The 12,795-nt window shown below is 68.2% G+C and carries 9 protein-coding genes and 1 pseudogene; 7 read left to right on the top strand and 3 right to left on the bottom strand.

Going from position 1 to position 12,795, the window contains the following annotated elements; all coding sequences use genetic code 11:
- Positions 1-65: 65 nt before the first annotated feature.
- A complete protein-coding gene (locus ACFTE1_RS17380; protein WP_380624115.1) occupies positions 66-521 on the top strand; it encodes a hypothetical protein in 456 nt (151 codons plus the stop codon).
- 11 nt (positions 522-532) lie between these two features.
- On the opposite strand, the gene ACFTE1_RS17375 is transcribed toward ACFTE1_RS17380, so the two are convergent.
- The gene (locus tag ACFTE1_RS17375; RefSeq protein WP_380624117.1) at positions 533-1,366 is read right to left on the bottom strand and encodes an AraC family transcriptional regulator; all 834 of its coding nucleotides are present in this window, start codon (positions 1,364-1,366) and stop codon (positions 533-535) included.
- A gap of 233 nt (positions 1,367-1,599) precedes the next feature.
- Here ACFTE1_RS17375 and ACFTE1_RS17370 point away from each other — a divergent pair, with 233 nt between their 5' ends.
- A complete protein-coding gene (locus ACFTE1_RS17370; RefSeq protein ID WP_380624119.1) occupies positions 1,600-2,085 on the top strand; it encodes a VOC family protein in 486 nt (161 codons plus the stop codon).
- 141 nt (positions 2,086-2,226) lie between these two features.
- Here ACFTE1_RS17370 and leuA read toward each other — a convergent pair whose 3' ends face one another.
- Both leuA and ACFTE1_RS17360 read right to left on the bottom strand, forming a co-directional pair.
- The gene (leuA, locus tag ACFTE1_RS17365; RefSeq protein WP_380624121.1) at positions 2,227-3,936 is read right to left on the bottom strand and encodes a 2-isopropylmalate synthase; all 1,710 of its coding nucleotides are present in this window, start codon (positions 3,934-3,936) and stop codon (positions 2,227-2,229) included.
- 274 nt (positions 3,937-4,210) lie between these two features.
- Positions 4,211-4,963: a hypothetical protein gene (locus ACFTE1_RS17360; RefSeq protein WP_380624123.1), complete on the bottom strand. Its 753-nt coding sequence runs from the start codon at positions 4,961-4,963 to the stop codon at positions 4,211-4,213.
- 176 nt (positions 4,964-5,139) lie between these two features.
- Here ACFTE1_RS17360 and ACFTE1_RS17355 point away from each other — a divergent pair, with 176 nt between their 5' ends.
- From ACFTE1_RS17355 to ACFTE1_RS17335, 5 genes and pseudogenes are all read left to right on the top strand, one after another.
- Positions 5,140-6,405, top strand: a complete 1,266-nt coding sequence (locus ACFTE1_RS17355) for an aspartate kinase (protein WP_380624125.1) — start codon at positions 5,140-5,142, stop codon at positions 6,403-6,405.
- A gap of 10 nt (positions 6,406-6,415) precedes the next feature.
- Complete coding sequence (locus tag ACFTE1_RS17350) at positions 6,416-7,480, top strand: aspartate-semialdehyde dehydrogenase (protein WP_380624127.1); 1,065 nt, start codon at positions 6,416-6,418, stop codon at positions 7,478-7,480.
- Positions 7,481-7,591: 111 nt separating this feature from the next.
- Positions 7,592-8,990, top strand: a pseudogene (gene cysS / locus ACFTE1_RS17345) (cysteine--tRNA ligase).
- A gap of 95 nt (positions 8,991-9,085) precedes the next feature.
- A complete protein-coding gene (rlmB, locus tag ACFTE1_RS17340) occupies positions 9,086-10,102 on the top strand; it encodes a 23S rRNA (guanosine(2251)-2'-O)-methyltransferase RlmB (protein ID WP_380624132.1) in 1,017 nt (338 codons plus the stop codon).
- A gap of 78 nt (positions 10,103-10,180) precedes the next feature.
- Positions 10,181-12,787 (top strand): Hsp70 family protein, encoded by a 2,607-nt coding sequence (locus tag ACFTE1_RS17335; protein WP_380624134.1) that lies wholly within the window; start codon positions 10,181-10,183, stop codon positions 12,785-12,787.
- Positions 12,788-12,795: the final 8 nt, after the last annotated feature.

Here is a 12,795-nt window from a genome sequence, read left to right as displayed (position 1 = left end):
GGACGCCATTCGGGGCCCGGTACAGCGGTCTGACCGCCGAGGTAGCGGCTCCGTATCATGGTCCCATGGAGATACATGTGTCCCAACGTCATCGATGGATCACCGGCGCCGTGGGCGCACTCTGCGTCCTGGTCGGCGCCTCCCTGCTCTTCATGGCTCCGCTTCTGTCGCTCGGCGTCCTCCTGATCGTCCTCGGGCTCCTCGCGGTCCTGGTCGGCGCGGTCGTCCTCCGCCTCCCCTACCTCATCGCCACCCGCGAGTCGCTCATCTTCCCCCTGAGCCCGGCCCACTACCGCGTGGCCGTACCTGAGGGCGCGGCGATCCAGGTCTCCTTCCCCCACATCTTCTTCGTCGACCGTCACGGTAGCGTCCGGCAGGTGCCGGTGAAGCTCCGCAAGTGCCTCGACGCGGGTCAGCTGGAGGCGTTCTCCGCCGCCCACCCCGCGATTCCGCAATCGCAGGCGCCCCGGCAGATCGACTACTGGAACAACTCTCCCGGGAACGCCCGACCGCGCCGCTGAGGGCGCGGCCCTCACATCGAGTAGCCGGCAAGCGCGTCGGCGCTCGCGCATTCGGCGGCGTACTCGCCGGGAGTGAGTCCTATGTGGTGTTTGAAGTCGCGGGTGAAGTGCGCCTGGTCGGACCAGCCCAGTTCCGCTGCCAGATCCGCCAGGACGGTGTCGGCCTCGTGCGCGAGGGTGTGCGCCGCGTCGTGCAGCCGGTAGCGCTGGATCATCCACTTGGGACTTACGCCGATGTACTCGCGGAAGAGACGCTGCAGGGTGCGCTCCGAGTGGTTGAACCTCCGGGCGACCTGCTCGGTCCGGCTGATCCTGCGGTCGTGGAGCATCGCGGAGACCATGGCCAGTAGGTCCGCGTAGCGTTCGTCCGGCTCAGGAGCCCGGACGGCCAGATAGCCGGTGAGGGCCGCCCCGGCCTCCTCGTCGGGGAGGCCGTCCGCGCCGAGGTCGTCGACGCCGGGGAAGACCTCGGCGGCGGGGACGGAGCGGTCGGTGAGCGTATGGGCGGGCAGCCCCGTGAAGGCGCGGAATCCGCCGGGCCGGAACTTGAGCCCGAAGAAGCGCCCGGAGCCGGACAACGGGTGGCGCGAGACGCCGGAGCCGACGCCGTGGAGCATGGCCGCCGAGCCGGCGTGGAAGGTCAGGTTGAAGCAAGGCTGGGAGACGACCTCGGTGACGTGCTCGATGCCGGGCGGCAGGTCCCAGTGCACCGCCCAGGTCCGCTCGACGAAGACTCCGAGCGGGCCGGCCACAGGGTATTGCAGCAGGGTGGACCGGCGCGCGGTCTCCTCCGGGCGGAGCACGGCCTTGCCGCTGGTCGTGGGCATGTGCGGGTAACCGTCCATGCCGCGATTCTAGGTCTCGGCGCCGACATAGCAGGGGCTCTCCGCGGCGGAGCGGGGGAGACAGAGACGGCGCCCTCTCTGCGCCGACATCGCAGGGGCACTCCCTCCGGGGCGGTCGCACCAGCGGTCGCGACCGGAGAGGGCCGTCGCCCACCGCCGATACGCCCCGACGGCCGCGCCGATTGGCGGGTTTTTTCAAGTGCCGAGGACGCCGACGGTGGGAGAGTGGAGTCATGAGCAAGGTCAATCCGATTCCCGAGGGATACCACTCCCTGACGCCGTTCGTCGTCGTGGACAACGCCGCCACCGCCATCGACTTCTACCGCGCGGTCTTCGACGCGGAGGTCCTCAGCCGCAACGACGCCGGCGACATCGTCATGCACGCCGAACTCCAGATCGGCGACTCCATCCTCCAGCTGAGCGACCCCATGCCCTCCATGGGTCTGGTCCCGCCCGACCCGGACAACGTCTCGGCAACGCTGGTCCTCTACGTGGAGGACGTCGACACCGTCGTGGGCAAGGCCGTCGAGGCGGGGGCGACGTTGCGCGAGGAGATCTCCGAGTTCGTCACCGGAGACCGCTTCGGGTCCATCGTGGACCCGTTCGGGCGGCGCTGGGCCGTCATGACCCGCGTCAAGGACGTGCCCCGCGGTGAGGCCGAGCGCCTGGTGAACGAGTGGATCGCCTCCATGGCGAAGGGCGAGGCCGACGAGACGTGACCAGGGCTCAGGGCGATTGAGCCCAGTCCTGAAATAGCGCGGGCCCCGGCCGCGCACCGCCCCGCCGGAGACCGGACCGATGGTCCGAGTCCTCGTCGGGGCCGGTGCCGTGGCCGGGGCCCTTCTCGCTCTAGTCCGCGCCTACCCCGCCTCGGTGCGGTTCACGGCGCTGGCCAGCGCGCGCAGCGTCGCCAGCGTGATGTTGGAGTGCACGCCGGCGCCCCAGACGGTCCGGTCGCCGATGGCGCACTCGACGTAGGCCGCCGACTTGGCGTCCGTGCCGGTCGACAGCGAGTGCTGCACGTACTCCTGCACCGACACCCGGACGCCGATCTCCTCCAGCGCCTTGACGAACGCCGACAGCGGGCCGTTGCCCGAGCCCACGATCTTGTGGTCCTGCCCCTCGAACGTCACCGACGCCTCCACCGTGACCTCGTCGCCCGAGGCCGAGGTGTTGCAGGATCCGACCGCCAGGCGCGGGTTCGGCTGGTACTCGGGGTGGTACTCGTGGCGGAAGATCTCGTGGATCTCCCGCGAAGAGACCTCGCGTCCGGAGTTGTCGGTGTGCTCCTGGACGGCGCGGCTGAACTCGATCTGCATGCGGCGCGGCAGGTCGAAGCCGTAGTCCTGGTGCATGATGTAGGCGACCCCGCCCTTGCCGGACTGCGAGTTCACGCGGATGACCGCCTCGTAGCTGCGCCCGATGTCCTTGGGGTCCACCGGCAGGTACGGGACCGCCCAGGTGTACTCGTCCACGGGTACGCCCGCGTCCCGCGCCTCGGCCTCCAGCGCGGCGAAGCCCTTCTTGATGGCGTCCTGGTGCGAGCCGGAGAAGGCCGTGAACACCAGGTCGCCGCCGTAGGGGTGGCGCTCGTGGACGGGCAGGCGGTTGCAGTACTCGACCGTGCGCTTGACCGAGTCGATGTCGCTGAAGTCGATCTCGGGGTCGACGCCCTGGCTGAACATGTTCATTCCCAGCGTCACCAGGCAGACGTTGCCGGTGCGCTCGCCGTTGCCGAAGAGGCAGCCCTCGACGCGGTCGGCGCCGGCCTGCAGGGCCAGCTCGGCGGCGGCGACGCCGGTGCCCCGGTCGTTGTGGGGGTGGACCGACAGGATCATCGACTCGGGGCGGGCCATGCGGCGCTTGAACCACTCGATGGAGTCGGCGTAGACGTTCGGGGTGGCCATTTCGACGGTGGCCGGCAGGTTGACGATCAGCGGCTTGTCCGGCGCGGGGTCGATGACCTCGGCGACGGCGTTGCAGACCTCCACGGCGTAGTCCAGCTCGGTGCCGGTGAATGACTCGGGGGAGTACTCGTAGCGGATGTCCGCGTCGGGGGTGACGATCAAGGCGTACTTCAGGCACAGCTCGGCGCCGTGGGTGGCGATGGCCTTGATCTCGTCGCGGGAGGCGTCGAAGACGACCTTGCGCTGCAGGGCGGAGGTCGAGTTGTAGAAGTGGACGATGGCGCGTTTGGCGCCGCGCAGGGACTCGAAGGTCCGCTCGATCAGGTGCTCGCGGCACTGGACCAGCACCTGGATGGTGACGTCGTCGGGGATCATGCCCTCGTCGACCAGGGCGCGGACGAAGTCGAAGTCGGTCTGGCTCGCGGCGGGGAAGCCCACCTCGATCTCCTTGTAGCCCATGTCGACCAGGGTGCGGAACATGGTCTTCTTGCGCTCGATGTCCATGGGGTCGATCAGGGCCTGGTTTCCGTCGCGGAGGTCGACGGCGCACCATACCGGCGCGGACTCGATGACCTTGTCCGGCCAGGTGCGGTCGGGCAGGGAGACGGCGATCTGATCGTGGAACGGGGTGTAGCGGGTGGCCTTCTGAGAGAACGGGGTCATGATGTCGATGCTCCTACGGTGAATTGCGCTTTCGTGAGGTCATCGGCGCATGGGGGAACCCGCGGCGAGGAGGCCGACTTACTGGGCCCCGCCGCGGCACGTAAGGAGCATGCCCGCGAAGTTCATGATGCTGACGATCATAACTATATCCACGCTGTGGGACAAGCCGGGGCGAGGAATGGGCGTGTTCGTCCCGGAAAGGGGGAAACGGGGCGCCGGAACGGCGCCCCGCGGAAGGCCTCTTCGGAGGTCCGGTCCGCCCCGTCGGACCGGGCTATCCCTCGGACTCGGAGGCCGCGTCGCCGGCCTCTTCGCCGTCCTCCGCCTCGCCGGACTCGTCGTCCTTCTTCTCTTCCTCGTCCTCCTCCGGCTTCTCCTTGCCGGCGGGGTCGCCGTCGACGATCTGGCCGGGGAGCTCGACGGTCTCGGGGGCCTCGGACTTCTCCCCGACGAGCGTGAGCGTGCCCGCGTCCTTCACGTCGACCGACTCGATGGCGCCCTCGCCGTCGAAGCACCAGGAGCCCTCGGGGACGGGGGTGTCCACCACGACGGTCGTCCTGTTCAGGACGAAGCAGCCGTCGTCCCAGGCGACCTGGAAGGGGGCGTGCTGGTCGGCCAGCCGGGGCAGCCACCGCACGAACGGCAGCTGCACCTTCGGGTCCAGGTCCTCCGGGATCTCGCCGGTGATCGCGGCGATCTTGACGCACTGCTCCTCAGGCTCGTCGACGCACTGGTAGAAGCCGCCGGTCGTCCAGGCGATCCACACGTCCGCCTCGCCGCCGAGGGCCCAGTCCTCGACGCCGACCATCCACGTCCCGTCCTCGGCCAGGTCGACGGTGACGTTGCCGCCGCCGGACCACTCGTACTCGGCGCTGTAGCGGGCGTCCATCGCCTCCGCCGCCGCCGAGGTCAACTCGAGTCTCGCGCTGGGCGGTCTGTCCTCTTCAGGCGTTTCGTCGTCTGTGGCCGTCGCCGTGCCGCAACCGGCCAGTATGACCGCAGCGGAGAACACAGTGGTGAAGAACACGCACTTTTTCGTATTTCGGTTCCGTTCAATGCTCAACATCCGCTCCACCCTGTGATGGCACCTCTCTGAACACTCTTCAGTCTGGCAGTACACACCTTGCCACGGCTAAGGTATATACGCTGCCGACTTGCAGCAACGACACAGCACCCGAGTCAAAAGGAATCTGAGGTGAACCCGTGGCGCTAGTCGTACAGAAATATGGTGGGTCGTCCGTAGAGAACGCCACCCGCGTAAAGCGCGTCGCCGAACGTATCGTTCAGACGCGAAAAGCCGGCAACGACGTCGTAGTGGTGGTCTCCGCGATGGGCGACACCACCGACGAACTTCTCGACCTCGCAGGCGAGGTCTCCCCCCAGCCCGATCCCCGCGAGCTCGACATGCTCGTGACGGCCGGCGAGCGGATCTCCATGTCCGTGCTCGCCATGGCCATCAACGACCTGGGTTACCAGGCCCGGTCGTTCACCGGCTCCCAGGCCGGCATGCTGACCACCGCCGCCCACGGCGACGCTCGCATCGTCGACGTCACGCCCGGGCGCGTCCAGGCCGCCCTCGACGAGGGCTACATAGTCATCGTCGCCGGATTCCAGGGCGTCAGCCCGGACACGAAGGACATCACCTCGCTCGGCCGCGGCGGCTCGGACGTCACCGCCGTCGCCATGGCCGCCGCTCTGAAAGCCGACGTCTGCGAGATCTACTCCGACGTCGACGGCGTCTACACCGCCGATCCGCGCATCGTCCCCGACGCGCAGAAGCTCGACGACATCAGCTTCGAGGAGATGCTCGAGCTGGCCGCCTCCGGCGCGAAGATCCTGTACCTGCGCAGCGTCGAATACGCCCGCCGCTACGGCATTCCGCTGCACGTCCGCTCGTCGTACTCGAACAAGCCCGGAACCATCGTCTCCGGCAATCTGGAGGACATTCCCATGGAGCAAGCACTCATCTCCGGCGTCGCCCACGACCGCTCCGAGGCCAAACTGACCGTCACCCGCGTCCCGGACCACCCGGGCGCCGCCGCGCAGATCTTCGAGATCATCGCCGAGGCGGAGATCGACATCGACATGATCGTCCAGAACGTCTCCACGGCGGGCAACGGCCACACCGACATCTCCTTCACGCTGCCGAAGACCGACGGCGACAAGGCCGTCAAGCAGCTGCGCAAGAAGCAGGAGAAGGTCGGCTTCGAGAAGGTCATCTACGACGAGAACGTCGGCAAGCTGTCCCTCGTCGGCGCCGGAATGCGCTCGCACCCGGGCGTGACGGCGACGTTCTGCCAGGCCCTGGCCGACGCGGACGTCAACATCGAGATCATCTCCACCTCGGAGATCCGCATCTCGGTCGTCTGCCGCGACTCGGACCTCAACACCGCCGTGAAGGCCGTCCACGACGCCTTCGAGCTGGGCGGAGAAGAAGAAGCCGTCGTCTACGCCGGAACCGGCCGCTAAGGAGTAGCCCATGACCAGCAAGCTCAACATCGCCATCGTCGGCGCCACCGGCGTCGTCGGCTCGATCATGCGCGAGCTCCTCGCCGCGGAGCGCGAGAAGTGGGGCGAGATCCGCCTCATCGCCTCGCCCCGCTCGGCCGGCAAGGTCCTCAACGTCGGCGACGAGGAGATCACCGTCCAGGCCATGTCGCCCGAGGTCTTCGAGGGCATCGACATCGCCCACTTCGACCTCCCCGACGAGGTCAGCGCCGAGTGGGTGCCGGTGGCCGCCGAGAAGGGCGCCATCGTCATCGACAAGAGCGCCCACTTCCGCATGGAGGACGACGTCCCGCTGGTGGCCCCCGAGGCCAACCCGGAGGACGTGCGCAACCGCCCGCGGAACATCATCGCCAACGCCAACTGCACGACGCTGACGCTCATCCCGTCGATCGCGCCGCTGCACCGCGAGTTCGGCCTCGCGTCCATGTCCGTGGCCTCCTACCAGGCCGCCTCCGGCGGCGGCAAGGCCGGCCTCGAGGCGCTCTACGAGCAGGTCAACAAGACCACCCCCGCCGACGGCCTGGGCACCAAGCCCGGCGACGTCCGCGAGGCGCTCGGCGAGGAGGCCAACGAGGCCTTCGGCGCGCCCCTCGCCTGGAACGTCGTCCCGAAGGTCGGCGGCTGGCGCGACGGCGGCTGGACCTCCGAGGAGCTCAAGGTCCGCAACGAGAGCCGCAAGATGCTCGGCCACCCGACCCTGAAGGTCGCCTCGACCTGCGTCCGCGTGCCGGTGGCCATCGGCCACGCGCAGGCCGTCCACGCCACCTTCGAGAACGACGTGACCGTCGAGCAGGCCCGCGCCGTGCTCGAGAAGGCCGAGGGCGTCACCGTGGTCGACGACCCGGGCAACAACGTCTACCCGACCTCGATCGACTCCGCCGGCATCTCCGGCACCCAGGTCGGACGCCTGCGCCAGTCGGTCGACTTCCCCAACTCCCTGGAGTTCTTCACCGTCGGCGACAACCTGATCAAGGGCGCCGCCGAGAACTCCATGCAGGTTGCCGAGCTGCTCCGCAAGGAGCTCACCGAGAGCTAGAACGCTCCGCCGACGGCCCGCAGGGGCCGAAGGCACCCGCGTGACGCAGCCGGGCGGCACTCGCCGCCCGGCTGCACGCGTCTCCGGAACCGCCCCGCTAAACTTGTTCCCGTGAGCTTGAGACTTTATGACACGGGAACCAGATCCGTCCGCGACTTCCAGCCCCGCAACGAGGGCTGTGTCGGGATCTACCTGTGCGGTCTCACCGTGCAAGGACCGCCCCACATTGGCCACCTCCGGTCCGGCGTCTCCTACGACATCCTCGTCAACTGGATGCGCCACCTCGGCTACGACGTCACGTACGTGCGAAACATCACCGACATCGACGACAAGATCCTCGTCCGCGAGTCGGAGCAGGGCCGCCACTGGTGGGCCATCGCCTACGAGAACGAGCGCGTCCTCGCCCGCGACTACACCGCCCTGGGCGTCCAGGCGCCGACGTACGAGCCCCGCGCCACCGGCCACATCACCCAGATGATCGACCTCATCCAGGAGCTCATCGACCGCGGCCACGCCTACGAGACCTGGAACGGCGACGTCTACTTCTCCGTCGCCTCCTGGCCAGAGTACGGAGCCCTCTCCCACCGCAAACCCGAGGACATGCAGTCCTCGCCCGACACCGGCGACAAGCGCGACTCGCGCGACTTCGGCCTGTGGAAGGCCCACAAGCCCGGAGAGCCCGAGGACGCCGCCTGGACCTCCCCGTGGGGCCTCGGACGCCCCGGCTGGCACATCGAGTGCTCCGCCATGGCCCGCCGCTACCTCGGCGCCGGCTTCGACATCCACGGCGGCGGCGTCGACATCATGTTCCCCCCACCACGAGAACGAGATGGCCCAGTCCCAGGCGGCCGGCCTCTCGTTCGCCGGGTTCTGGGTCCACAACGGCATGCTCAACCTCTCGGGCACCAAGATGAGCAAGTCCCTGGGCAACACCCTCTCGGTCACCGCCCTGGGGGAGAAGGGCTTCCGCCCCGTCGACATCCGCTACTACCTGGCCAGCGCCCACTACCGGAAGCCCCTGGAGTACACCGACGACAGCCTCAAAGAGGCCTCGGCCGCCTACGACCGCCTGGCCAACTTCGTGCGCCGCGCCGTCGACGCCGTCGGAGTCGCCAAGACCGAGAACGGCATGCACTGCGCGGACTTCGACGACGCGCTCAACGACGACCTCAACACCCCCGCGGCGCTCGCGGCCATCCACGACCTGGTCCGCGAGGGCAACGCCGCGCTCGACGAGGGCGATGAGACGGCCGCCGCGAACATAGCCGCCTCCGTCCGCGCCATGCTAGAGTTGCTCGGCCTCGACCCGCTCGACCCACACTGGGACGAGCCCGCCAAGGACGAGGGAAGCGGCGCCCTCGACGCCCTGGTCGCCATAGCACTCGAACAGCGCACAGCCGCGCGGGCCCGCAAGGACTTCGCCGCCGCCGACGCCATCCGCGATGAACTCGCCGCGGCCGGCGTCCAAGTCAAGGACACCCCCCAAGGACCCACCTGGACCCTGGGCTGACCGAGGCAGACCTCGAGCAATCAGGGCTTCCCGGACCGGGGAGCCCTGAATCTTTGATATAGAGAAATCAGAAGACCGACCAGAGGAGCACCACAGTGGCCAACTCGAAACCACGCCGTCCCGGCCAGTCGAAGCGCGCCAAGACCGGTTTCGGGAAGGGCACCGGCGGCCAGAAGAAGGGCCTCAACACCAGGGGCAAGACCCTGAAGGCCGAGGACCGCCCCTGGCACAAGAAGTACACCGGCGAGGACAAGCCGAAGAAGACCAAGTGGAAGCAGGAGAAGGAGCGCACCAAGGCCGCCTCCGAGGGCCGCACCACCCACATCGGCAAGTCCAGGGACCGCCGCGAACGCGACCACGACGCCCCCGAGCTGCTCCTCGGCCGCAACCCCGTCGTCGAGGCCCTCCGAGCCAAAGTGCCCGCCAAGGCGCTCTACGTCGCCTACGGCACCCACCTCGACGACCGCATCGCCGAGGCCGTCCGCATGGCCCAGAACCGCGACCTCGCCGTCCGCGAACTGGCCCGCCGCGACCTGGACCGCAAGGCCCAGAACTCCATGCACCAGGGCATCGCCCTCGAAGTCGAGCCCTACCAGTACGCCGAACTCGAGGACCTGCTCGCCGAGTCCAAGTCCGACGCCATGCCGCTGCTGGTCGCCCTCGACGGCATCACCGACCCGCGCAACCTCGGCGCCATCATCCGCTCCACCGCGGCCTTCGGCGCCGACGGGCTGATCATCCCCTCCCGCCGCGCCGCCTCCGTCACCGCCGTCGCCTGGCGCACTAGCGCCGGAGCCGCCGCTCGCGTCCCGGTCGCCAAGATCGTCAACATGACCAACACCGTCAAGGACCTCCAGAAGGAGGGCTTCATGGCCGTCGCGCTCGACGGCGAGGGCGACGACGACGTCTTCGACCTCACCGCCGCCGACCGCCCGCTCGTGCTCGTCGTCGGCGACGAGGGCAAGGGCGTCAGCCGCCTGGTGGCCCAGACCTGCGACTTCCGCGCCTCCATCCCGATCGCCTCGGCGGTGGAGTCCCTCAACGCCTCGGTGGCCGCCTCCATCGCGCTCGCCGAGATCAAGCGCCAGAGAGGACTCGGCTCACAGGGATAGTCGCGGCAGTGTAGCCCACGTGGGACGGACCGAGGGACGCTCGCGAAGGTCTGGACTCAATGTCCTAATCTGGTAGCCATGTCCTCCGGATACCTACTCAGCGTCGACCTCGGTACGTCCCATACCGTCGCCGTCATCCAATGGCCCGACGGCCGCACCCGCCCACTCCTCTTCGACGGATCGCCGATCATGCCCTCGGCCGTCTTCCTCGACCAGGCGGGCGAGATCCACACCGGCCGCGACGCCGAAACCCTCGCCGCGACCGAACCGGACCGCTACGAGCCGAACCCGAAACAGCGGATCAACGACGGCTTCATCCTCCTCGGCGACCGGGACATCTCCGTCACCCAGGCCTTCACCGCCATCCTCCGGCGGGTCGGGGCGGCGGCCCAGGAGGCCGTGGGCAGCCTGCCGGCCTCCATCCTCACCTGCCCCGCCGAATGGGGCGAACGCCGCCGTGCCGTCCTCCAGGACGCCGCCGCGGCCGCCGGCTACCCGCCGGTCAAGATCATCCCGGAACCGGTCGGAGCCGCCTACTACTACGCCTCCCGCCTCGAGAACCCCGTGCGGCCCGGACAGGCGCTCGCCGTGTTCGACTTCGGCGGCGGCACGCTGGACATCGCCGTCGTGGGCCACGACGAGGACGGTTCCTTCCGGGTCAAGGCCACCGGAGGCCTGGCCGACCTGGGTGGGCTCGACGTGGACTCGGCCCTGGTCGAGCATCTCGGCAAGACCGTCGCCGAGTCCTACCCGGAGGCCTGGGAGAAACTGCTCTCGCCGAGCACCGCGACGCAACTGCGCGACCGGCGGAAGCTGTGGAAGGACGTCCGGGAGGCCAAGGAGATGCTCTCGCGCTCCTCCGTCGCCCCCATCACGATCCCCGGCATCGACCAGGCCTTCCACCTGACGCGCAATGAACTCGACCAGATGGCGCGGCCACTGCTGGCGCGCGGGGTCGGCGAGCTGCAGCGAGTGCTGGGCAGCTCCGGCTACTCGCCGGACAAGATCGTCGGCGTCTTCCTCGTCGGCGGGTCCTCGCGGCTCCCGCTCGTGGCGCAGGTGCTCCACGAGGGGATCAACATGGCCCCCACCGTGCTCGAACAGCCCGAACTGCCGGTCTCCGAAGGCGCCATCGCGGCGGTGCTGGCCCAGGACCCGCCCACCACGCCCCAGTCGCCGCCCTCCGGCCAGTCGCCCATGACGCCTCCCGCCGCTCAGCCGGTCACGCCGCAGTCGCTGCCGCCCCAGACGCCGGGCATGGACTCGACCTATCCCATCCCGACGCAGCCCAAACCGGCGCCGAAGAAGAGCCGCAAGGCGCTCGCCGGAGCGGTGGCAGGCATACTCGTGCTGGCGCTCGTGGCCGGTCTGACCTGGTTCTTCCTCTTCCGGGAGCACTACGAGCAGCGCGACTTCAATGCTCTGGAGACGGTCGGCGACCCGCTGTTCCACGACCCTGAGACCGTCGACTGGCACGACGTGGTCGTGCGGGGCGACGTCGGCTACATCGCGCGCGTGGAGGAGGATTCCAACGCCCAGGACCAGGACCGCTTGACGCTCGTTGCCCAGGACCTGAAGACCGGCGAGGAGAAGTGGCAGAAGAACTACACCGTCACCGCCGAAGAGTGGGGCGGCCTGAGCGTCGGCGACGGACTCCTGACGATGACCCGCAAGTCGTATGTTGACAACGAATGCTGCGACGAGGAGTACACCCGTTACTTCTTCGACGTGTCCGACGGAGAGGTCCTCAAAAAGCAGCAGGTGCCCAACCTTGCCGGGCGCCGGGTGAACGACGAGTTCCTCTTCGTTTCGGTGGAGTCGTCGGCCATCGCCCTGTTCGACCGCAAGGGCGAGAAGCGGTACGACGACGACTTGGGGGAGCTCTCGGTTGAGAAGTACAACCGCTCCTTTGCTTGGGACGACTACTCCGGCCGGAACTCCGGAGATGCCACTGACGGCCGGTTCTGGTGGTTGACCGATGATGAGATGTTGCACGTCTTCAACACCGAGAACGCGAAGATGGAGACGGAGAAGAACATCGGCTCCGTCGATGACGCCTACACCGCGTTCGACGGCACGATGTTCGTCGGCACCAACACGACGGGCTACGAGGTGCGGATGTACGACATGGACGAAGGTCTCTCCAGTCTCAGCACCGCTCGCGTCAGCGACTCCGACGCGGTCCTGGAACGAATTGAAGTGTGCGGCAAGACCTTGGTCTGCTTCATGGAGAAGTCCGACGAATCAGATGACGAATTCTCCTTCCGCGTCTACGACTTCAAGGACGAGGAAGAGGTCTACAACTCCGCCGACGACGACTACACGAGGGTCACCCGCGTGGAGGCCGTCGGCGACCGGATCCTCTTCAGTTACAAGGAGGGCGACAACACGCGCTCCATCGTTCTGGACGACGAGTTCCAGCCGCTGAACCAGGGTTACGAGGGCTCGTTCAGCGCCATCGACGACGCCAGCGCACTGACCTACTCCAAGGGCAGCGACAGCGACTACCTGTCCTCCAGGACCGGCACGATCGTCGGAGTCGGGCTCCAGGACGGCGCTAGGAAGGTCATCAAGGAGAACCTCGAAGTCTTCGGAGACTGCGACGCCAACGACGTCTTCATCCTGTGCATGCTGGAGAACGGAAGTCAGGTCTACCGCTTCCGCGACGGCGATCCCGGCTGGTGACGAGTTGG

The sequence above is a fragment of the Salininema proteolyticum genome (genome assembly GCF_042685645.1).
Taxonomy (GTDB): Bacteria; Actinomycetota; Actinomycetes; order Mycobacteriales; family Micromonosporaceae; genus Salininema; species Salininema proteolyticum.
Note: the sequence above shows the minus strand (reverse complement) of the source record. Positions and strands in the feature narration are given on the sequence as shown.